The organism is Asanoa ferruginea (assembly GCF_003387075.1).
Classification (GTDB): Bacteria; Actinomycetota; Actinomycetes; order Mycobacteriales; family Micromonosporaceae; genus Asanoa; species Asanoa ferruginea.
Genome location: NZ_QUMQ01000001.1, coordinates 5,360,033 through 5,379,986 on the forward strand (window position 1 = coordinate 5,360,033; position 19,954 = coordinate 5,379,986).

General features: G+C 71.2%; 20 protein-coding genes. 14 read left to right on the plus strand and 6 right to left on the minus strand.

All coding sequences use genetic code 11. From position 1 onward, the window contains the following. Positions 1 to 75: 75 nt before the first annotated feature. The gene (locus DFJ67_RS25150) at positions 76 to 2,808 is read left to right on the plus strand and encodes a helix-turn-helix transcriptional regulator (protein ID WP_170215970.1); all 2,733 of its coding nucleotides are present in this window, start codon (positions 76 to 78) and stop codon (positions 2,806 to 2,808) included. Here DFJ67_RS25150 and DFJ67_RS25155 read toward each other — a convergent pair. Together DFJ67_RS25155 and DFJ67_RS25160 are read right to left on the minus strand one after the other, a co-directional pair. After that, positions 2,795 to 3,184: a nuclear transport factor 2 family protein gene (locus DFJ67_RS25155; RefSeq protein WP_116070268.1), complete on the minus strand. Its 390-nt coding sequence runs from the start codon at positions 3,182 to 3,184 to the stop codon at positions 2,795 to 2,797. The genes DFJ67_RS25150 and DFJ67_RS25155 overlap by 14 nt on opposite strands. A 14-nt stretch (positions 3,185 to 3,198) precedes the next feature. Then, positions 3,199 to 4,605: an amidase gene (locus tag DFJ67_RS25160; protein WP_116070269.1), complete on the minus strand. Its 1,407-nt coding sequence runs from the start codon at positions 4,603 to 4,605 to the stop codon at positions 3,199 to 3,201. Positions 4,606 to 4,717: 112 nt separating this feature from the next. On the opposite strand from DFJ67_RS25160, the gene DFJ67_RS25165 reads away from it, so the two are divergent. Then, on the plus strand, positions 4,718 to 5,320 hold the full coding sequence (locus DFJ67_RS25165) for a TetR/AcrR family transcriptional regulator (RefSeq protein ID WP_116070270.1): 603 nt from the start codon (positions 4,718 to 4,720) through the stop codon (positions 5,318 to 5,320). On the opposite strand, the gene DFJ67_RS25170 is transcribed toward DFJ67_RS25165, so the two are convergent. Further along, the gene (locus tag DFJ67_RS25170; RefSeq protein WP_116070271.1) at positions 5,228 to 6,097 is read right to left on the minus strand and encodes a helix-turn-helix transcriptional regulator; all 870 of its coding nucleotides are present in this window, start codon (positions 6,095 to 6,097) and stop codon (positions 5,228 to 5,230) included. The genes DFJ67_RS25165 and DFJ67_RS25170 overlap by 93 nt on opposite strands. Positions 6,098 to 6,199: 102 nt before the next feature. Between DFJ67_RS25170 and DFJ67_RS25175 the strand changes: the two genes are divergently transcribed. From DFJ67_RS25175 to DFJ67_RS25185, 3 genes are all read left to right on the plus strand, one after another. Continuing rightward, positions 6,200 to 6,604, plus strand: a complete 405-nt coding sequence (locus DFJ67_RS25175; protein ID WP_116070272.1) for a nuclear transport factor 2 family protein — start codon at positions 6,200 to 6,202, stop codon at positions 6,602 to 6,604. Positions 6,605 to 6,733: 129 nt separating this feature from the next. Next, positions 6,734 to 9,484, plus strand: coding sequence for a helix-turn-helix transcriptional regulator (locus tag DFJ67_RS25180; RefSeq protein ID WP_203784017.1), 2,751 nt, complete (start codon positions 6,734 to 6,736; stop codon positions 9,482 to 9,484). 40 nt (positions 9,485 to 9,524) lie between these two features. Next, positions 9,525 to 10,214: an alpha/beta fold hydrolase gene (locus DFJ67_RS25185; protein ID WP_116070273.1), complete on the plus strand. Its 690-nt coding sequence runs from the start codon at positions 9,525 to 9,527 to the stop codon at positions 10,212 to 10,214. Positions 10,215 to 10,282: 68 nt separating this feature from the next. Here DFJ67_RS25185 and DFJ67_RS25190 read toward each other — a convergent pair whose 3' ends face one another. After that, positions 10,283 to 11,365, minus strand: coding sequence for an aldo/keto reductase (locus tag DFJ67_RS25190; RefSeq protein WP_116070274.1), 1,083 nt, complete (start codon positions 11,363 to 11,365; stop codon positions 10,283 to 10,285). A gap of 117 nt (positions 11,366 to 11,482) precedes the next feature. Here DFJ67_RS25190 and DFJ67_RS25195 point away from each other — a divergent pair, with 117 nt between their 5' ends. From DFJ67_RS25195 to DFJ67_RS25210, 4 genes are all read left to right on the plus strand, one after another. After that, positions 11,483 to 12,376, plus strand: coding sequence for an AraC family transcriptional regulator (locus tag DFJ67_RS25195; RefSeq protein WP_116070275.1), 894 nt, complete (start codon positions 11,483 to 11,485; stop codon positions 12,374 to 12,376). Between the two features lie 35 nt (positions 12,377 to 12,411). After that, positions 12,412 to 13,293, plus strand: coding sequence for an LLM class flavin-dependent oxidoreductase (locus DFJ67_RS25200; protein ID WP_116070276.1), 882 nt, complete (start codon positions 12,412 to 12,414; stop codon positions 13,291 to 13,293). 25 nt (positions 13,294 to 13,318) lie between these two features. After that, entirely contained in the window at positions 13,319 to 15,055 is a 1,737-nt protein-coding gene (poxB, locus tag DFJ67_RS25205) for a ubiquinone-dependent pyruvate dehydrogenase (RefSeq protein ID WP_116070277.1), read from the plus strand. 114 nt (positions 15,056 to 15,169) lie between these two features. Then, positions 15,170 to 15,994 carry a PRC and DUF2382 domain-containing protein gene (locus DFJ67_RS25210; RefSeq protein ID WP_116070278.1) on the plus strand — a complete coding sequence of 275 codons (825 nt, stop codon included), beginning with the start codon at positions 15,170 to 15,172 and terminating at the stop codon, positions 15,992 to 15,994. Positions 15,995 to 16,050: 56 nt separating this feature from the next. Here DFJ67_RS25210 and DFJ67_RS25215 read toward each other — a convergent pair whose 3' ends face one another. Next, positions 16,051 to 16,641 (minus strand): hypothetical protein, encoded by a 591-nt coding sequence (locus tag DFJ67_RS25215; RefSeq protein WP_116070279.1) that lies wholly within the window; start codon positions 16,639 to 16,641, stop codon positions 16,051 to 16,053. A 134-nt stretch (positions 16,642 to 16,775) separates the two neighbouring features. Here DFJ67_RS25215 and DFJ67_RS25220 point away from each other — a divergent pair, with 134 nt between their 5' ends. Genes DFJ67_RS25220 through DFJ67_RS25240 form a run of 5 tightly spaced genes read left to right on the plus strand, consistent with a single transcriptional unit; the run spans position 16,776 to position 19,544 of the window. Beyond that, positions 16,776 to 17,123 carry a GntR family transcriptional regulator gene (locus DFJ67_RS25220; RefSeq protein WP_116076636.1) on the plus strand — a complete coding sequence of 116 codons (348 nt, stop codon included), beginning with the start codon at positions 16,776 to 16,778 and terminating at the stop codon, positions 17,121 to 17,123. 2 nt (positions 17,124 to 17,125) lie between these two features. Beyond that, the gene (locus DFJ67_RS25225; protein WP_116070280.1) at positions 17,126 to 18,082 is read left to right on the plus strand and encodes a DUF1648 domain-containing protein; all 957 of its coding nucleotides are present in this window, start codon (positions 17,126 to 17,128) and stop codon (positions 18,080 to 18,082) included. Between the two features lie 25 nt (positions 18,083 to 18,107). Further along, positions 18,108 to 18,422 carry an ArsR/SmtB family transcription factor gene (locus DFJ67_RS25230; protein ID WP_203784015.1) on the plus strand — a complete coding sequence of 105 codons (315 nt, stop codon included), beginning with the start codon at positions 18,108 to 18,110 and terminating at the stop codon, positions 18,420 to 18,422. Further along, positions 18,415 to 18,906: an SRPBCC family protein gene (locus DFJ67_RS25235; protein ID WP_116070281.1), complete on the plus strand. Its 492-nt coding sequence runs from the start codon at positions 18,415 to 18,417 to the stop codon at positions 18,904 to 18,906. Before DFJ67_RS25230 ends, DFJ67_RS25235 begins: the two co-directional genes overlap by 8 nt. Further along, positions 18,903 to 19,544 (plus strand): DUF998 domain-containing protein, encoded by a 642-nt coding sequence (locus DFJ67_RS25240; RefSeq protein WP_170215971.1) that lies wholly within the window; start codon positions 18,903 to 18,905, stop codon positions 19,542 to 19,544. Before DFJ67_RS25235 ends, DFJ67_RS25240 begins: the two co-directional genes overlap by 4 nt. On the opposite strand, the gene DFJ67_RS25245 is transcribed toward DFJ67_RS25240, so the two are convergent. Then, positions 19,514 to 19,945: an integrase gene (locus DFJ67_RS25245; RefSeq protein ID WP_116070283.1), complete on the minus strand. Its 432-nt coding sequence runs from the start codon at positions 19,943 to 19,945 to the stop codon at positions 19,514 to 19,516. The genes DFJ67_RS25240 and DFJ67_RS25245 overlap by 31 nt on opposite strands. Positions 19,946 to 19,954: the final 9 nt, after the last annotated feature.

Consider the following 19,954-nt stretch of genomic DNA (forward strand, 5'->3'; position numbering starts at 1 on the left):
CGGGTTCGCGGTGATTTCCGGGGTGGTGGCCCGGGCTCGCGCGGTGGTGGACTGGGCGCGGAGGTGTGGCGTCGGGTGTCGAGGAACGAACTGGTCGGCCGGGACCGCGAGGTGGCCCTGTTGCGCGCGGCGGTGGAGTCGGTCGCCGACGGGCGCGGCGGATCGCTCTGGATCGACGGCGAGCCGGGCGTCGGCAAGACGAGCCTGCTCGCCCTGGTCCCCGAGTTCGCCGCCGGGTGCCACGTGATGGCCGGCCGGGCCAGCGAGCACAGTGCGGTGTTCCCGCTGCGCGTGCTGCTCGACACCGTCGCGGGCCACCCGCCCGGATCCGGGCCGATCGTCGACCCGGTCGCCGCCGACGCCGAACGCGTGCTCCTCGAGATCGACCGGTGGTGCGCCTCGGGGCCGGTCGTCGTCTGCGTCGACGACCTCCAGTGGGCCGACGACGCCAGCCTCGCGGTGTGGGCCCGGCTGGCCGAAGCGACCCGGCAGCTGCCGTTGTTGCTGATCGGAGCCGCGCGGTCGGTCCCGATCAGAGCCGACGTGCTGCGCCTGAGCCGGGCGTTGAGCGGCTCCGGAACCACGATGCTGACGCTGGAGCCACTCGACCACGCAGCCGCAGTGGCGGTCGTCGAGCGGCTGCTCGCCGCCCGTCCCAGCCGGTCGGTCGAGGACCTGGTCCGCCAGGCCGGCGGCAACCCGCTCTACCTCCGCGTACTCGTGGAGGCTCTGCTCCTCGACTGCGGCATCACGGTCGCCGACGGCGTGGCGACCGCGGCGGCCCCGGCGACGCCGACGCCGCCGACGTTGGTCACCGCGATCGGCGCGCGGCTCGGGTTCCTCACCACGACCGCACTCCAGACGTTGCGGCTCGCGGCCGTGCTGGGGCCCGAGTTCCGGCTGACCCACCTCGCCCTGCTGTCCGACCGTCCGATGGCCACCCTGGCCGAGGTGGTCGAAGAGGGCCTCGCCGCGGGCGTGCTGACCGAGGCCGGCAGCGCGCTCGCGTTCCGCCACGCGCTGATCCACCGGGTCAGCTACGAGTCGATGCCCGAGGCGGTGACCGCCGCGCTGCACGAACGCGCCGCCCGGATGCTCGCCCTGGCCGGCGAACCCGACGAAGACGTGGCCGCACACCTGCTGGCCGCCCCCGACGCAGACGCCAGGTGGGTGGCCGACTGGCTGGACCGCGCGTCACCCGGGCTGCTGGCCCGCAGCCCCGGGGGCGCGGTGACGCTGCTGGAGCGGATCCGGGCCGGCGCGGCCGGGTCGCGACTGGACCACCATCTCGCGGAGGGCCTGTTCCGGCTGGGTCGCTACGCGGAGATCGAGCCGCTGGTCTGGCCACGTCTGGTGGAGGCGCGGCGCAGCGCGGAAGTGGGTCCGCTCACCTGGCGGCTGGCCTACACCCAGCGGCTGCTGGGCCGGTTGGAGCGGGCCCTCGAGGTGCTCGACGACGTGCTGCGCCACGCAAGCCTCGACGAACGCTGGCGGGCCCGGCTGGCCGCGCTGCGGGCCAACGTGCTGATGGGACTCGGGCGGCCCACCGAAGCGGTCGACGCCGCGACCGACGCCCGCGCGGCCGGCGAAGGCGCCGGCGACCGCACCGCGATCGGCTGGGCCATGTTCACCTGGGCGATGGCCGCGGCGGTGCACGGTGAGGATCACGCGGCCGCCGTGAGCGCCGCCGAAACCGCGTCGCTGGTTGTCGGCGACGACCCGGAGACGACCGAACTGCGGCTCCTACTGCTGCTCAACCGCGCCTCGGGCACCTGGAACCTGGGCCGCTACGACGAGTCCCGGCGGCTGGTCGGCGAGGCCTTCGCGCTCGCCGAGCGTGCCGGCGCACCGCACCGGATGGCGTCGCTGCGGGTGCTCGCGGCCGAGATGCGCTTTCACGAGGGCGCCTGGGACGACGCGCTCACCGAGCTGGAGTCGGGCACCGATGTGCCAACCCAGAATCCAACCCGGGTCATGTTGTACGGGATCCGCGCGCTGATCGCCGTCCATCGCGACGAGCCGGACGACGGGGTCGGCGACATTCCGAACCATTCCCTCCGGATGGCCGACAACCTGCTGACCGCCCGGGCCCTGACGATGGACCGCGACGGGCAACCGCAGCGGGCCCTGGCCGCTTTCCTGGAGCTGCTCGACCCAGGGTCCACACTGGAATTTCCCGACCTGACGCTCGACAAATGCCTGTGGCTCACCCATGCCGTGCGCATCGCGGCCGGGCTCGGTGCGCGGCCCGTGGTGGTCGCGGCCGCCCGGGCCTGCTCGGCGGCGGCCGCCGCCCAGCACCTGCCGGCGATCGCCGCCGCCGCGCAGCTATGCCGCGGACTGGCCGACGACGACGCCGACCTCGTCCTGGCCGCGGCCGACGCGTTCGGTCGACAGCTCCCGCTCTTCGCGGCGACCGCGCGGGAGAACGCCGCGGCGATGCTCGCGACCGCCGACCCGGCCCGGTCGCGGGTGGCCCTCGCGGAGGCCGTCGCGACCTACTCCGACCTGGGCGCGACCTGGGACATCCGCCGGGCCGACGCCCGGCTGCGCAAGGCCGGCATCCGGCGCGGCGCGCGTGGGTCGCGACGGCGTTCCGCGACCGGCTGGGAGTCCCTGACCCCGACGGAACGCACCGTCGCCCGGCTCGTGGCGCAGGGCCACTCCAATCCGGATATCGCGGTCGCGTTGTATCTGTCGCGGAACACCGTGCAGACCCACGTGTCACACATCCTCGGCAAACTGAGCTGCCACTCCCGGCGCGAGGTGGCCGCGCACGTCGCCACCGAGCCGGTCACCTCGTCGTGACCGCCGTGTCGGCGTAGAGCTGGACATTGACGATGCGGCCGTCCTCGACTCGGAAAAACCAGAGATTCTGGAAGACCACCGGCTTGCCCGTCGCCTTGGGCACGGCCGTGTTGGTGAGCCGGGCGATGACGTGATCGTCGGCGGCGAGGACGTCGTCGACGACGATGTCGAACGAGCTCCAGACGTCGCCGCTGGCCGGGCTCTTCGCGAAGAACTCGTCGAAGGCCGCGCGCCCGGTGAACACGCCGCCGTAGGGCAGGGTGGCGGGCAACGTGAGCACGACATCGTCACTGAGCATCGGCAGGATGTGGCTCCGGTCGTGTTCCTGGAACAACTGCGCGACGGCGTCCCTCAACTCCGCCTTGCTGTAGGACATGAGCGTCCTCCCTCTCAGAGGGCGGGGTGCAGGTCGCGGACCGGGCTCACCGATTCGAGCAGCGAGGCCATGTGCAGGATCGTCGACTCCGCGTGCCAGTTGGCCACGAGCTGCACGGCGATCGGCATGCCGTCGCTGCTCGTGCCGAACCGCATCGACAGGGCCGGAAGCCCGGTCAGGTTGAACGGGACGGTCGTCGAGCTCACGTGGAACGCGTTCACCGTCTGGCCGTCCACGGTCACGTCCGTGATCCCGTGCGCGTGCGCGGGGAACGTCGTCACCGGGAGCAGCAGCAGGTCGTACCGCGAAAAGTATTCGGTGAAGCCGTCCCGGAGCCGCTCGCGGCCCTCGTCGGCGTCGACGAAGTCCGCCGCGGCGGTGTCGGGTAGGCCGAGCAAGGTCTTGGAGTAGCGGAACATCTCGTCTTCGTGACCCGCGGTGACCTCCCGGACCGGAGGCTTCATCTCCATGTTGTGCTCCCGCATCCACAGGTCGAGCGGGTTGTCCCGCTCGAGAGCCGGAATGCTGACCGCGTCGACCTCCGCCCCCGCCGCTGCGAGCGCGTCGGCGGCCGCGCGCACCGTTGCGGTGACCTCGGGATCGACCGGGCCAAGGCCCGAGTCGACGAGCCAGCCGACGCGGACGGGGCGGTCGGGTGCCTCGCCGAGGCCGGCGTCGAACTCGCGCGGGAAGTCGGAGTAGCCGTCGAAGCCGTCCGGACCGGCCAGCACCGAGTAAGCCAGTTTGAGGTCGCGAATGGAACGGGCCAGCGAACCGGCGTGCCAGTCGCGGCGCGGCTCCCGTGGCCAGATCCCCGTCATCGGCACGCGCCCGTGCGTCGCCTTGAATGCCACGATGCCGGTGTCCGCCGCGGGCCCACGCAGCGAGATGGACAGGTCGCTGCCGAGTCCGATCGGGGACATCCCGGCCGCGATCGCCGCGGACTCGCCGCCGCTGGAACCGCCGGGCGAGCGTTCGAGGTCCCAGGGGTTGTTCGTCCGGCCGGTGAGGAGGTTGTCGGTCTCGATCCAGTAGGAGAACTCCGGCAGATTGGTCTTCGCCATGACGATCGCGCCGGCACCCTTCATGCGGGCCACGGCGGTGGCGTCCGTGTCCGGAACGCGCCCCTTGAAGATCGGCGAACCGCGCTGGGTGGCCACTCCCGCGGTGTCGAACGAGTCCTTGACCGTCATGGGCACGCCGTGCAGCGGCCCTACCTCTTCGCCCGCCGCGAGCGCGGCGTCGGCTGCCCGTGCGGCGTCCAGCGCGCCGCCGGCGAGCGTGACGATGGCGTTGGTCTTGGAATCGATGGCCTCGATGCGGTCCAGGTGCGCCTGCAACGCCTCGACCGAGGACACCTTCCTGGTGCGGATGAGATCGGCGAGTTCGGTCGCGTCGACGTAGGTGAGGTCAGTGCTCATGGTGTGACGTCCCCTCCCGAGGCAAGGTCAAGATCCGTATATTTCGCAGATTAACGAGATATTTGGATGTTCGCAGGCTCTTACATGAGAAAAAACATCTAAGCTGGAAGCCATGAGCCGGGTATCGCAAGCACAGGCCCGCGAGAACCGCCAGCGAGTGGTCGAGATAGCCGCGCGGCTGTTCCGCGAGCGCGGCGTGGCCGAGGTGAGCCTGGCCGACGTGATGGCCGGGGCCGGCCTGACGCACGGCGGCTTCTACAAGCAGTTCGCGTCGAAAGACGCCCTGGTCGTCGAGGCGCTGACGCAGGGACTGACCGAGATCAGCTCGCGCCTGGCCCCGATCGGCGAGACCGGCCGCGCGAGATTCCTGGATTACTACCTCTCGCCCGCACACCGCGACGCGCCAGGCGACGGCTGCCCGGTGGCCGGCTTCGTGCGCGACATGCCCGGCGCCGACGCCGACCTGGCCGCGACCTACGCCGCGGGAGTCGAATACTTCGCCGACAAGCTGGGCGGCACGGCCGCGGCAAGCACGGCAGTGGGCGCCCTGATCCTCGCGCGGGCAACGGCCGGCACCCCACTCAGCGACCGCATCCTGACCGAAGCGCTGGCCTCGTTGTCCTCATTGGACGAGGTTGTTGGCGTTCCAACTGGCCAGAAGCCGGAGCGCGTCGGCCTCGGGACTGCCGGGTCGGGGAGTGTAGACGCTGATTAGCTGGCTGGACACGGCGTCGATGCGCAGGGTCTCGTAGGGCAACGTCACCCGGCCGATGAGCGGATGCCGGAAGGTCTTCGTGCCGGCTCTGGGTGCTCGCACGTCGTTGGTCGCCCACCGCGCCCGGAATTCGGTGCTGCGCGTCGCGAGTTGCCCGATCAGCTCGGTCAAGTCAGGGTCGTCGGGGTGCCGGCCGGCCTCGATCCGCAGCATTGCCACGGTGTCCGCCGTGATCCGATCCCACTGGGGAAACAGGTCGCGCGCCCTCGCCTCGTCGAGGAAGAGGAAACGGGCACTGTTCGGCCGTCCCGGCAGGTCGAACACCGGCGCCAGGAGCGCGCGCCCGAGCGCGTTGGTCGCGAGGATGTCGAACCTGCCGTTGAAGACCACCGCGGGCAGGTGGTCCAGCGAATCCAGCAGCACGCGGACTCCGGGCGTGACCTGGTCCTTCTCCACGCTACGACGCCGCTTGCGGGTGGCGGGGCTCAGCGCGGCGAGCAGCCGGCCGAGATGGGCGCGTTCGTCATCGTCCAGCCGCAGCACGCCGGCGACGGCGTCGACGACCCCTGCCGAGGGCCCGGTCGCCTGGCCACGCTCGAGCCGCACGTAGTACTCCGGGCTGACCCCGGCGAGCAACGCGACCTCCTCCCTGCGCAGCCCGGTCACCCGACGGCGGGCGCCCTGGTGCGGAAGGCCGGCGTCGGCCGGGGTGACCCGGGCGCGACGGGTGGTGAGGAACTCGCGGACCGCTGCCCGCGCGGCCTCCTTCTCCTGCATGAGACCGAGGGTAGGCCCGGGTCCCGCCGCGGAAAGGGTCTCTGTGAGTACCCCTCTTCGCAGGATCTCCCCGGACGTGATCAACCGACGTTGACTGGGTCCATGACCTCAGCTACATCATTGACCGAGCAGAACCGGGCAGTCGTCGAGGCGATGTTCGCAGCGGCGAACAAAGGCGACGTCGAGGGAGTCTTCTCCTATCTGTCCGACGACGTCACCGTCATCGAGCCCCTGTTCCTGCCCTTCGGGAAGGCCTACCACGGCAAGGACGAATTCCTCGGCCTGGCCCAGGTCTTGCCGAACTATCTCGACATCTCCTCGATCACGGTGCACTACACGATCGCCGACGGCGACCGCGTCGCCGCGTGCGTCGGCATCACGGACATCGCGACCGGAGAGCTGACCCACTTCATCGAACAGTTCACCGTCCAGAACGGCAAGATCGTCGAGAATCGGCTGTTCTACCACGACGCCGGGACGCTGATCGACCAGCCCAAAGCAGCCTGAACCGCAGGTCCGTCCATGGTGGAGCCGACGCGGGCACAGGAATCCCACAGGGTTCGTCACGCGCGGCGGCTCTAGCATGGGTCGGTGCGGGCGCTCGGTCGGTTCGGTTCCGCGTAGGCGGTGGTGGGTTTGACGTCGGATCTGATCGGGCGTGTTGACGACCTTGCCCGGTTGTCCGCGTTCGTCGATCGTGCGCGGCACGGTGGCGGCGCGCTGCTGCTGTCGGGCGAGCCCGGCGTCGGCAAGTCGGCGCTGCTGGCTGCCGCCACCGCGCACGCGCAGGCCGCCCGGACCAGGATCCTGCGGGCCGACGGTGCGCAGTTCGAGTCCACCCAGAGCTTCGCCGCCGTCCACCAGGTGCTGCATCCGCTGCTCGGCACGATCGAGTCGTTGGGCCTGGCGCAGCAACGGGTCCTCGACCTGGCGCTGGGTCTCCGCCGCGGGTCGCCGCCCAGCCTGCTGGTGATCGCCGACGCGGCGCTGGCCCTGCTCGCGCAGGCGGCCGAAGCCGGCCCGGTCCTGGTCGTCGTCGATGACCTGCCGTGGCTCGACCGGGCCAGCGCCCTGGTGCTGGCCATCGTCGCCCGGCGGCTCCAGCACCTGCCGATCGGCTTCGTGGCCGCCTACCGGTCGGGCGCGGAGGGCTTCTTCGACCGGGCCGGGCTGCCCGAGCACGAGGTGCGGCCGCTCGACGCCGATGCCGCGACCACCCTGGTCGGCCGGGAGTTTCCGGCGCTGGCACCGGCCGTACGCCGGCGTCTGGTCGACGAGGCCCAGGGCAATCCGCTGGCGCTGCTCGAGCTCCCGGTCGCCCTGACGACGCGGGAGCGGTCCGGTGCCGACCACCTGCCCGACGTGTTGCCGCTGACCCGGCGGCTGCAGACGGTCTTCGAGAGTCGGGTCGAAGGGCTGCCGGCCCGCACCCGGCAACTGCTGCTCGCCGCGGTGCTCGACGGCACCGGCGTCCTGCGGGTCGTCGCGGCCGATGGCGCCGGCCTGGCCGACCTGGCGCCGGCCGAGCGGGCCGGGCTGATTCAGGTCGATGAACGCGCGGGCCGGGTGACCTTCCGCCATCCGTTGACCCGCTCGGCGGTGATGGACCTGTCGACGGCGCAGGATCGGGTACGCGCCCACGCCGCGCTGGCCGAACACCTGACGGACAGCCCCGAACGGCGGGCGTGGCACCTCGCCCACGCCACCGTCGGGCCCGACGAGCACGTGGCGGCGCTCCTCGAAGACGCGGCGCATGCCTTCCGCAGCCGCGGTGACGCGGCCGGCTCGGTCAGCGCCCTGTTACGGGCCGCGGACCTGAGCCCCGCCGGAGCGGATCGGAGCCGTCGGCTGGCCGAAGCGGCCTACCTGGGCGCGGTGGTCACCGGCGACCTGCGCGATGTTCCCCGGCTGCTGGCCGACGCCCGCCGGGGTGAAGACGGTCGGGCCAGGTCGCTGGGGTCAGCGGTCGCGGCCGCGCACCACCTGCTGCTCAGCGGTGAGGGTGACGTCGACACCGCCCACCGGTTGTTGGTCGGTGCCATCGAGATGCAGCCGGCGCCCTACGACAGCGGCGACGCCACCTTGGTCGAGGCCTTCTACACGCTGGCGTGGGTGTGCTATTTCGGTGGTCGCGCCGACCTCTGGGTGCCCTACCACCGCTGCTACGCGCAGCTGACCGAGCCGATCCCGGAGCTGCTCGCCCTGGTCACCGGCACCTTCGCCGACCCGGCTCGCACCGCACCGGCCTTGCTGGGCCGCATCGACGCCGCCATCGCCGCGCTCGACCACGGGACCGATCAGATCTGGAGCATCCGGGTCGGGCTCGCCGCCATGTTCGTCGACCGGCTCTCCGCGTGTCGCACCGCGCTGTCGCACGTCCTGCACGACGAACAGGGCGGCGCCACTGTGACGCTGCACGCCCGCTCGCTGCTCGGCCTCGACCAGCTGATGACCGGCGAGTGGGACGCGGCGCAGGTCCTGGCCGAGGAACACATCGAGCTCAGCCGGTCGCTCAACTACCAGTTGCTGGAGTGCCTCGGGCTGTATGTGCGGGCGATGGTCGCCGCCCTCCGCGGCGACCGCGACACGGCGCGGGCCCTCACCGACCGCATGACGATGTGGGCGACGCCGCGCAGCGCCGGGCTGGTCCTGCGGATCGCCACGCAGGTGCGGATGATGGATGCGCTCGGCCGCGGTGAGTTCGAGGCCGCGCTGCGCCACGCCACGGCGATCACCCCGGTTGGCGAGCTGGCGGCCGACGTACCCCATGCGTTGTGGGTCATCATGGATGTCGTCGAGGCGGCGGTCCGAACCGGCCGCGCGACCGAAGCGGCCGCCCACGTCGCCGCGGCGCGCGCGAGCGGGGCCGCCGACATCTCGCCGCGGCTGGCCATGACCATCGAGGCCGCGGCGGCGATGGCCGCACCCGACCGGGAAGCCGCCGAGTTGTTCGACCGCGCGCTCGCCGTCTCCGGCGGCGAACGGTGGCCGTTCGACCAGGCCCGGATCGCTCTGGCCTACGGGGAGCGGCTGCGTCGGGCCCGGGCCACCGCAGAGGCCAGGGACCAACTCAGCCGCGCGCTGGATACGTTCCGCCGGCTCGACGCGCGCCCCTGGATGGACCGGGCCGCGAAGGAGTTGCGGGCCACCGGTCACGCCGCGGGCGACCGTGTGCCGGCGCGACTCGCCGCGCTCACGCCACAGCAGCGCGAGATCGCCGAGCTCGCGGCCGGCGGCCTGTCCAACAAGCAGATCGGCGAACGGCTGTTCCTGTCCCCGCGTACCGTCGGAACCCATCTTTATCAGCTCTTTCCGAAGCTCGGCATCACCTCGCGAGCCGCGCTCCGGGACGCGTTGGCACAGACCGACGACGGACCAGTCATTTGACGCAAGCGGGCACCACGGCCGGCGCCATAGCGTCACCGGCATGACTTCTCCAGCAGCAACGAACGTCGTGCTCGTGCACGGCGGGTTCGTCGACGGATCCGGTTGGCGGCCCGTCTACGACCTGCTGACCCAGGACGGATTCCGGGTCAGCGTGGTGCAGAACCCCACCCTGTCACTCGACGGCGACGCCGCGGCGACGCGGCAGATCCTGGACCGGCAGGACGGCCCGACAGTCCTGGTAGGACACTCCTACGGCGGCGCGGTGATCAGCGAAGCCGGGACCCACGACAAGGTCTCCGCATTGGTGTACGTCTGCGCGTTCGCTCCCGACAAGGGCGAGTCCGTGAACACGCTGATCGCCGACCCGCCGCCGGGCGCCCCGGTGCCGCCGATCCTGCCGCCGGACAACGGTTTCCTGTTCCTCGACCGCGACAAGTTCCACGCGTCGTTCGCCGGTGACATTCCGGCGGCGGACGCCCAGTTCGCCGCCGACTCACAGGTGCCGTGGGGTCTGGACGCGCTCGGCGGCGCGGTCAGCGAACCGGCCTGGCGCCACAAGCCGAGCTGGTATCTCGTGACGACCGAAGACCGCATGATCCCGCCGCCGGCGCAGCGGGCCATGTCCGAGCGCGCCGGCTCGACCGTCGTCGAGGTCGACGGCAGCCACGCGATCTACCTCTCCCAGCCCCAGGCGGTGGCCGACCTCATCAAGCGGGCCGCCAACGGCTGAACCGGAGCAACGGTTTTGCCTGCTCGGTGGGCGGCCGGCGCAGGGCCGCCCACCGAGCATCCGGTCGGTCAGTAGCGCACCGAGCTGGCCGTCAGCAGCGGCGACACGGGGCTGCGCACGCCGTCGACGGAGGCGCCGCCGAAGCCGAGTGACGGCGCGAGCAGCCGGTTGTTCTCGGCGGGGAAGTTGAGCGACGGCTCCGACGCCTCGTTGAGCACGGCCACCTGCGCGTCGCTCAGGTGCACGTCGAGCGAGGCCAGGTTGGCCCGGAACTGGTCCAACCGCCGCGCCCCGACCAGGGTCGAGGTCACGCCCGGCCGCTGGCGGACCCACGCGAGCGCGGCCGCCGCCGGGGTGACGCCGATCTCCTGTGCGACCTTCTCGAGCACGTCGATGACGTCGTAGTCCTTCTCGCTCGGCCCGCCGACCAGCCCGCTGCGCAGGGTGTCGACCGCGCCGGCGCGGTGGCGCGAATACTTCCCCGACAGGAAGCCGCTCTTCAGCGGGCTCCACGGCAGCACGCCGAGACCGTGCTCCTGGGCCATCGGGATCAGCTCGCCCTCGCTGGTGCGCTCCAGCAGCGAATATTCGGCCTGAAGGCCGATCGCCGGCGCCCAGCCGTGTGCCCGCGCCGTGAGCTGTGCTTCGACGGCCTTCCACGCGGGCAGGTCGGAGAGGCCGAGGTAGCGGATCTTGCCGGCCGTGACCAGGTCGTCGAGGGTACGCATGGTTTCTTCGATCGGCGCGGTGCGGTCCCAGTTGTGCAGCCAGTAGATGTCGACGTAGTCGGTCCGCAGCCGGCGCAGCGAGTTTTCCAGCGCGGCCACGATCGACTTGCGCCCGGCGCCGCCGCCGTTGGGGTCGCCCTCGAAGAGGTTGGCGAAGAACTTGGTGCCGATGACGACCCGGTCGCGCAGGCCGGGCCGGGCGGCGAACCAGTCGCCGATGATCTTCTCCGAGTGGCCGTTGGTGTAGATGTTGGCGGTGTCGATGGAGTTGCCGCCACGGTCCAGATACTCGGCGATGATCGCCTCGGACTCTTCGACCGACGTGCCCCAGCCGTGGTCTTCACCAAAGGTCATGGCACCCAGCGTCAACGGGCTGACGCGCAGTCCCGACCGGCCGAGGGTGACATATGAATCGAGAGACATGCTTTGTGGCCCTTCCGTTCGTGTGCCTCCTAGTAGACTTCGGGGCCAAGGGCGGCGGTAGGCGAAGGCTTCCATCGTCTTGCCTAATCCTTCCACCGTTGGAATTATCGGGTAGGTATGGAACAGCTCGACGAACTCCGCACCCTGATCTCCCGGCAAGCCGTCGGCCGCTACCGGCAGACCCGGCTGCCCGGTGTGCTGGTGATGGAGTCCTTCGCACCCACCGAGCCGTTGACCGCGGTGGCGCAGCCGTCGTTCGCCCTCGTGGCCCAGGGGCTCAAGCGCACGATCCTGGCCGACCAGACCTTCGACTACGGCCCCGGGCAATACGTGGTCATCTCGCTCGACCTCCCGGTCACCGGTCACGTCGTGCGGGCCGCCCCCGACCAGCCCTTCCTCGGCATGGGCCTGACCCTCGACCCGGCCCGGATCGCGTCTTTGCTGCTGGAGGCACCGACCGCCGCCCGCACCGACCCCGCCGGCATCGCGGTCAGCGACGCCACCGGCGACCTGCTCGACCCGATCCTGCGGCTGCTCCGCCTGCTCGACCGGCCCGAAGACATCCCCGTGCTGGCCGCACCCATCGAGCGCGAGATCCTGTGGCGCTTGATAAACGGCGCGCAGGGCGGCACCATCCGCCAGATCGGCCTCGCCGACAGCCGTCTTTCGCAGGTCTCCCGGGCCATCCGGCGCATCCGCACCGACTACGCCGACCCACTGCCCATAGTGGAGCTGGCGAAGACCGCCGGGATGAGCGTCACCTCGTTCCACCGCCATTTCCGCGCGGTGACCGCGATGAGCCCCCTACAGTTCCAGAAGCAGATCCGTCTCCAGGAGGCCCGCACCCGCCTGATCGCCGACTCGCACGACATCGCCGCGGTCGGCCGCGCCGTCGGCTACGACAGCCCCACCCAGTTCAACCGCGAATACCGCCGGCTGTTCGGCGCACCGCCGGGCCGTGATGCCGCCCGCTTGCAGGCCCTGCCGCCGCTCGATCCTGCGATGGTCTGACCACGGGCCGGCACCGCGGCGGTTACGGTTGGGGAATGCCCGACCATGGCCGCGGTCTGACGTTCGGATCCTTCCTGGTCCCCACGGCGGGCGAGCCGCTGCTCGCCGCGGCGCGCGAGATCGAAGAGCGCGGCCTGGACTGGATCGGCATCCAGGATCATCCCTACCAGCGACGGTTCGTCGACACGTTCGCCCTGCTGAGCGCGATCGCCGCGGTCACCACGCGGGTGGGCGTCTTCCCCGACGTGGCCAATCTGCCGTTGCGGCCGCCGGCGATGCTGGCCAAGGCCGCGGCCAGCATCGACGTGCTCAGCGGTGGCCGCTTCGAGCTCGGTCTCGGTGCCGGCGGGTTCTGGGACGCGATCGAGGGATACGGCGGGCCGCGCCGCGCGCCCGGCGAGGCGCTCGCCGCGCTCGAGGAGGCGATCGCCGTCATCCGGCTGGTCTGGAGCGGTGAGCGCAACCTGCGCTTCGACGGCCGGCACTACCGGCTCGCCGGTGTCCACTCCGGACCCGTGCCGGCACACGACATCGGGATCTGGCTCGGCGTGTACGGACCGCGCGCGCTCGCGTTGGCCGGCCGGCTCGCCGACGGTTGGGTGCCGTCGTTCCGCGGCGAGATCGCCCCACTCGCGGCCGCCGCGGCGCGGCTCGATGACGCCGCGGCCGCCGCGGGCCGCGGCCCGGGCGAGATCCGCCGGGTGCTCAACGTCAACGGCCAGATCACCGGCGGTGCACGCGAAGGCGTGTTGCGGGGGCCGGTCGACCAGTGGATCGACGAGCTGACCGACCTGGCCGTCGGCTACGGGTTCGACACGTTCCTGTTCTGGGGCGAGGGCGCCGACCAGGTGCCCCGCTTCGCGGAAGAGGTCGTGCCCGCGGTGCGCGCGCAGGTCGCCGCCGAACGCGCCGGGTAAGGCAAACAGAAACGGGGGAGCGCAGATGGCACGCACGGTGGCTCAGGCGATGGTCGCGACGCTCAAGGACTCGGGCGTCCGGCGGGTGTACGGCATTCCCGGTGACTCGCTCAACGGCTTCACCGATGCGCTGCGCCGTGACGGGGGACTGGCGTGGGAACACGTGCGCCATGAGGAAGCGGCGGCGTTCGCCGCGTCCGGTGAAGCCGCGGTCACCGACCAGCTCGCCGTGTGCGCGGGTAGCTGCGGTCCGGGAAACCTGCACCTGATCAATGGTTTGTACGACGCCAACCGCAGCGGCGTCCCGGTGCTGGCGATCGCGGCCCACATCCCGGCCCCGGAGATCGGCAGCGGCTACTTCCAGGAGACCCATCCGCAGCAGCTCTTCGCCGAATGCAGCGTCTACTGCGAGCTGGCCAGCATCCCGGAACAGGTGCCGCGACTGCTGGAGATGGCGATGCGGGCCGCGCTGCAGCGCCGCGGTGTCGCCGTGCTGGTCATTCCCGGCGAGCTGTTCCTCGCCGACGCCGGCACAGGTCCGTGGCCGGCCGCCGTGCGGCGGGCGCAAGCGGTGATCCGGCCCGACGACGCGTCGCTCGCCGCCGCGGCGGAGGTCCTCAACCAGGCTCGGCAGGTGACCATCCTGGCCGGTGCGGGCTGCGCCGGGGCGCACGAGCAGTTGGTCGCCATCGCCGGCGCGCTCAAGGCCCCGACCGTGCACGCGTTGCGCGGCAAGGAGTATGTCGAGCACGACAACCCGTACGACGTCGGCATGACCGGTCTTATCGGGTTCAGCTCCGGCTATCGGGCGATGGAGCACTGCGATGCCCTGCTGATGCTCGGCACCGACTTTCCCTACCGCCCGTTCTATCCCGACAACGTGCCCGTGGTCCAGGTCGACGTGCGCGGCGAGCGGATCGGCCGCCGGGTGCCCGTCCGGGTCCCGCTGGTCGGCACCGTCAAGGACACCGTCGACGCGCTGCTGCCGCTGATCACGCCGAAGACCGACACGACCCACCTCGACCGGATGACCGCCCACTACCACCGGGCCCGGGCCCGGCTGGACCGACTCGCGGACCCGGGCCGCGGCAGCGGCCCGCTGCACCCGCAGCACGTCGCGGCGATGCTCAACCGGCTCGCCACCGACGACGCGGTGTTCACTGTGGACGTCGGGACGCCGTCGATCTGGGCCGCCCGCTACGTGCACATGAACGGCCGCCGCCGGCTGATCGGCTCGTTCACCCACGGCAGCATGGCCAACGCGCTGCCACAGGCGATCGGTGCCCAGGCCGCCGACCGCAAGCGGCAGGTGATCGCGATGTCCGGCGACGGTGGGCTGGCGATGCTCCTCGGCGAGCTGCTCACGCTGCGCCAGCAACGGCTGCCAGTGAAGATCGTGGTGTTCAACAACACCGCGCTGTCGTTCGTCGAGCTCGAAATGAAGGCCGGGGGCATCATCACCTACGCCACCGAGCTGTCCGACTCCGACTTCGCCGCGATCGCCACCGGGGCGGGGCTGTTCGGCGTGCGGGTCAACACCGCCGACGAGCTCGAAGCCGGGCTGCGCGACGCCCTCGCCCACGACGGGCCCGCGGTGGTCGACGTGCGCACCGCCCGCCAGGAGCTGTCACTGCCGCCGAAGGTGACGTATGGGCAGATCAAGGGCTTCACCTTGTATGCCACCCGCACGATCCTGTCCGGCAACGCCGACGAGATCGTTGAACTCGCACAAACCAACCTGCGACAGCTCGACCGCGAATGACACCCTACCTTTGATCATCGGCGCAAGCCCGACTCTTAGGAAATTTCAGCACACTCTCGACAATAGGTGGTTTCACGCAGTTGGCGGGTAACGGCGGTGAGAGAGGAGTACGACATGATCACCAGTCAAGACGCCGCCAAGCTGACCGGCCGCGACGTGTACGGCAGCTCTGGCGACAAGATCGGCACTGTCGGACATATCTGGGGCGACCCGAGCGGCGCGCCCGCTTGGGCCAGCGTGAAAACGGGCTTGTTCGGGGCGAAGGAGTCGATGGTTCCGCTCGCGGACGCTAACTTGCGGCGGGGCCGGTTGATGGTGCCGTTCAACAAGTCGCAGGTGAGGGACGCGCCACGCATCGACGGGTCGACCACCGAACCGCTCGCGGCGAACGAGTTCGCCCAGCTCTACGACTACTACGGCCAGGACTTCCACAGTGGACAGGCCGCGAGCGGCCAGGCTGCGAGTGGCCAGGCCTCCGCACGGTCCTCCGGCGCCGCCGGCGGATACACCGCCGACGACGTGGTCGACGACCGGTCGGTGGCCGACAACCGGGCCACGGCCGACGACATCATGACCCGCTCGGAGGAGCGGCTCACGGTCGGCACCGAGCGGGAACGCATCGGCGTCGCACACCTACGCAAGTATGTGGTGACCGAGGAACAGCAGATGACCGTGCCGGTGTCCCACGAAGAGGTCCGCCTCGTGCGGGAACCGATCACCGGGGAAAACTGGTCGGCGGCGACGCAAGGGCTCACCGAGTCTGAACTCGACGTCGAGCTGTTCGCCGAGCGGGCGGTCATCAACAAGGAGACCATCCCGGTCGAACGGGTTCGGATGGTCAAGGAGACCGTGACCGAGCAACAGACCGTTCGCGGCGAGGTGCGCAAAGAGCACATCGAAGCCGCTCTGCCCAACGAGGACAAGCGGGAACTCGACTGATCGACGACGACATCGGCTGGGGTCCCGCGTCTCTGGCGGGACCCCAACCGCGTGGCTCACACGAGTTCGGGCACCCGCAGGTGTGCCAGCGCGAGCTCGAAGTCGGCCACCTCGATGATCTCCGGTCCTTCGGCCTGCGCCCCGGTCTGGTCGAGGGCACTCATGCTGTCGAAGACCACGTTCGAGGCGGCCCGGCCGGTCTCCCGGTTGAGTAGCAGACTGGCGCTGCAGAACCCGGGGGAGCTTTCGATCGCCGGCAGGAGCGACTTGAAGGTCTCGATCGACTGGTCCGCACGGGCCGGGTCGGCCCGCAGGTAGGTGACGCGGGCGTAAGCACCGTCAGCGGAGCGGTGCTCGCGGTGCATGACCACGACTTCCCATTCGTCGTTGGTGACGCCGGTCGCGCCGAAAGCACTCATCAGGCGCTTGCGGATCGGCGACGCGGGGCTTTCGCTCGCGCGCATCGCCTCCTCGCTCTGCCACGAGGACGTGGCGACGCAGCGACCGGTCTGCCGATCCACCAACAGCGAGATGCCGACGCAGCCCTCGATGGCGAGCATCTGGGGCATCACCTCGTTGCCGAGGAACGCGATGCCGCGGTCGAGCGAAGACGTCCGGGCAAGCATGGTCGAAGAACGCGCGTACATGTTTCCCTCCGTGCGAGGTCGGGGGTGGCACCGTCGCGGCGGCGCCACGGTTCACTTCCAGCCTCCTCCCCGTGGCGCCCCGACGCAGGCGGTCCGGCTTGTCGGCGACCTGGTTGTTCTATTACTATGCGAACATGCTGTTCACGGTCGACCACGCGTCGCCGCTGGCATTGGCCGACCAGATCGCCGGCCAGGTGCGCGGCGGCCTGGCCCGCGGCGAGATCGAGCCCGGCGAGCGGTTGCCGCCGGCCCGTGACCTGGCGACGGCGCTCGAGGTCAACATGCACACGGTCCTGCGCGCTTACGCCCAGCTTCGCGACGAGGGCCTCATCGACCTGCGCCGGGGCCGCGGCGCCGTCGTCCGCCGGCACGTCAGCGCCGAGCGGATCAGGCTGACCGAGCTGGCCCGCGCATTCGTCACCGAGGCCCGCCGGCTCGGCCTGGGCGACGACGACATCACCGCGCTCATCAAGGAGTTGTAGTCATGACGCCACGTCTTCGCGCCGCCCTCGCGGCGATCGCCAGCTGGGTGCCCGCCGGTGTGCTGCTCGCATCGCCACCCGGCCGCTGGCACGACCTGCCGGCGACCGTGGCGACGCACTGGGGCACGTCCGGCCGCCCCAACGGCTTCACCGGCACGAACACAACGTGGACGGTGACGCTGGCCGCCACGCTGCTCGCCGGCGCTGTGGCCATCGCGGCGGCGGCCACCGCGAAGCGGTTCGGCCTCGGGTCCCGACTGCTGCTCGGCGCCGCCGGTGGCGTCGGCGGCGCCGCGGCCGGCCTGTGGCTCGTGATCGCGGCCGCGACGGCCGGCGCGGGATCGGCCGCCGACGCGCGCCTGGGCTGGGGTCTGGTCTGGTTCTTCCTCGGTCTCGCCTACGGAATCCCGGTGTACGCGCTGGCCGGCCCGCAACCGGCGACCCGCGAGCCGTTCGAGAGCGTCACGCCCGACGCGATGCCGCTCGGCCCGACCCAGCAGGCAGCGTGGACGACCGTGCTGCGTTCGCCGCTGCTGATCGGCGCCGCCGCTGCGGCCCTGCTGGTCGGCGCCCTCGCCACGGCGACCATCGCACCGCGACCGTGGACCTGGGCGATCCTGGTGATTCCGGCCGCGGTCCTGCTCACCCTGGCCGAGGTGCGGGTCTCGGCCGACCGCCGTGGCCTGCGGCTGACCGCGGGCCTGCTGCGCCTGCCGTTCAAGCGCATCCCGCTGCACCGCATCGCCCGCGCTTCCGTCGAGCACATCGATCCGCTCCGCTGGGGCGGCTGGGGATACCGGATCGTCGTTCCCGACAGGTCCGCGTTCGTCACCCGTTCCGGCCCCGGCCTGGTCCTCGACCTCACCAACGGGCACCGGTTCGCGGTCACGGTCGCCGACCCGGAGGTGCCCGCCGCGCTCCTCAACGCCCTCCGCGACCGCGAGCCCGTTGACATGTGACCAATGGGTCACATATCTTCTGGCGGTGGACGAGGTGTTCAAGGCGCTCGCCGACCCGACCCGGCGGTTCCTGCTCGACCTGCTCTTCGCGCGTGACGGCCGCACGCTCACCGAGCTGGAGTCCGGGCTGGAGATGTCGCGCTTCGGCGTGATGAAGCACCTCCGCGTGCTCGAAGACGCGGGCCTGGTGGTCACCCGCCGGTCGGGCCGGGAGAAGCTGCACTTCCTCAACCCCGTCCCGATCCGGCTGATCCACGACCGCTGGATCGACAAATACACCGAACGCCAGGCGTCGGCGCTGGCGGAGTTGAAGACTGAGCTGGAGAAACCTGATGAGTGACAGCGACATCGTGCAGGTCCATCGCGTCTACATCAAGGCGACCGCCAACGCGATCTGGGACGCCATCACGAAGCCGGAATGGACGGCGCGCTACGGCCATCGCGGCCTGAGCGACTACGACCTGCGCCCCGGCGGCGCGTTCAAGGGCCGGGCCAACGAGGGCATGATCGCGCGCGGCGTGCCGGAAGTGGCCGTCGACGGCGAGGTCGTCGAGGCCGACCCGCCCCGCCGGCTCGTGCAGACCTTCCGCATGCTGATGGACCCGGGGCTCGCGGCCGAGGGTTTCAGCAGGCTGACCTACGAGATCGACGAACGCGACAACGGCGTCTGCACCCTGACCGTCACCCACGACCTTTCTGGCGCCCCGGGCCTGGCGGCTCTGATGCGCGGCGACTACGAGGCGATGGGCGCCGGCGGCGGTTGGCCGTGGACCCTCAGCGGCCTCAAAACGCTGCTGGAGACGGGCAAGGAGATGGACTCGTGACCGCGGCGGTGTCGTTGCCGGCGACCCGACCGGCGACGACCCGCTCGCTGCTCGCCGCCGGCGCGGTCGGCGGCCCGCTGTTCGTGGCCGGGGTGCTGGCGCAGGCGTACACCCGGGGTGGTTTCGATCCTGGCCGGCATCCCCTGAGCTCGCTGGCGCTCGGTGAGCTGGGCTGGGTGCAGATCACGAACTTCATCGGGTACGGCGTGCTGACCCTGGCCGGCGCCGTCGGTCTGCGGCGGGCGCTCACTCCTGGCCGGGCGAGCACCTGGGGCCCGCGCCTGATCGGGGTGGGCGGTGTGGCGCTGATTCTGGCCGGCATCTTCCCCGCCGACCCCATCAACGGCTATCCGGCGGGCGTGCCCGACGCGGTCACCTGGCACGGCACGGTCCATTCGCTGGCGCCCGCGGTCGCCGGCATCGCGGGCCTGATCGCCTATGTGGCATTCGCCCGGCGGTTCGCCGCCGACCATGACCACGTCTGGCTCATGTGGACAGTGGCGGCGCCGGTCGTCATCGTTGCCACCAACGCCGTCTCCGCTGCGACCGGCGACCTACGTGCGCTGCTGATCGGGCAGGCGGTGGGTGCGGCCTGGGCCACGTCGTTCTACCTCAGGCTGCGGGCCCGCGCCTCGTAGGCACTCTTGACTCGGGCGGTCGGGTCGGCGGCTTCCGGTGAGTGTTTGCGGTCCGTGAGGATGAAGCCGGGCAGCGAGAAGCGCGCCGCATGCTCGCGTTCGGACAGCACGAACGTGCCGCCCCGCGCCGCCGGCCGCCACCCGACCGTCAGGGCATAGTCGACGATCGCGCGGACGTCGGACGGTGTGGGATAGCCGCCGTCGGTCGCGCAGGCGCTCCACGGCGAGGGGCCGGTGACCGACAGCAGATCGGCCTGGAGTGCCTGGCTGGTCTTGCCCGCGCCCCAGACCCGCACGCGGATCCATCGGTGGCAGTCGCCGTTGCCCGGCAGGTGACCGATCACCGCGCGCCACGTGAAAGTCTGCGCGCCGATTCGCAGGTGCCGCAGCCGGATCCGCACGTGCGCCAG

Excerpts from the sequence above, each read along its gene's own strand:
- DFJ67_RS25155 (WP_116070268.1), bottom strand. The coding sequence starts at position 3,184 with ATGTCCTACAGCAAGGCGGAGTTGAGGGACGCCGTCGCGCAGTTGTTC.
- DFJ67_RS25160 (WP_116070269.1), bottom strand. The coding sequence starts at position 4,605 with ATGAGCACTGACCTCACCTACGTCGACGCGACCGAACTCGCCGATCTC.
- DFJ67_RS25165 (WP_116070270.1), top strand. The coding sequence starts at position 4,718 with ATGAGCCGGGTATCGCAAGCACAGGCCCGCGAGAACCGCCAGCGAGTG.
- DFJ67_RS25170 (WP_116070271.1), bottom strand. The coding sequence starts at position 6,097 with ATGCAGGAGAAGGAGGCCGCGCGGGCAGCGGTCCGCGAGTTCCTCACC.
- DFJ67_RS25175 (WP_116070272.1), top strand. The coding sequence starts at position 6,200 with ATGACCTCAGCTACATCATTGACCGAGCAGAACCGGGCAGTCGTCGAG.
- DFJ67_RS25185 (WP_116070273.1), top strand. The coding sequence starts at position 9,525 with ATGACTTCTCCAGCAGCAACGAACGTCGTGCTCGTGCACGGCGGGTTC.
- DFJ67_RS25190 (WP_116070274.1), bottom strand. The coding sequence starts at position 11,365 with ATGTCTCTCGATTCATATGTCACCCTCGGCCGGTCGGGACTGCGCGTC.
- DFJ67_RS25195 (WP_116070275.1), top strand. The coding sequence starts at position 11,483 with ATGGAACAGCTCGACGAACTCCGCACCCTGATCTCCCGGCAAGCCGTC.
- DFJ67_RS25200 (WP_116070276.1), top strand. The coding sequence starts at position 12,412 with ATGCCCGACCATGGCCGCGGTCTGACGTTCGGATCCTTCCTGGTCCCC.
- poxB (WP_116070277.1), top strand. The coding sequence starts at position 13,319 with ATGGCACGCACGGTGGCTCAGGCGATGGTCGCGACGCTCAAGGACTCG.
- DFJ67_RS25210 (WP_116070278.1), top strand. The coding sequence starts at position 15,170 with ATGATCACCAGTCAAGACGCCGCCAAGCTGACCGGCCGCGACGTGTAC.
- DFJ67_RS25215 (WP_116070279.1), bottom strand. The coding sequence starts at position 16,641 with ATGTACGCGCGTTCTTCGACCATGCTTGCCCGGACGTCTTCGCTCGAC.
- DFJ67_RS25220 (WP_116076636.1), top strand. The coding sequence starts at position 16,776 with ATGCTGTTCACGGTCGACCACGCGTCGCCGCTGGCATTGGCCGACCAG.
- DFJ67_RS25225 (WP_116070280.1), top strand. The coding sequence starts at position 17,126 with ATGACGCCACGTCTTCGCGCCGCCCTCGCGGCGATCGCCAGCTGGGTG.
- DFJ67_RS25235 (WP_116070281.1), top strand. The coding sequence starts at position 18,415 with ATGAGTGACAGCGACATCGTGCAGGTCCATCGCGTCTACATCAAGGCG.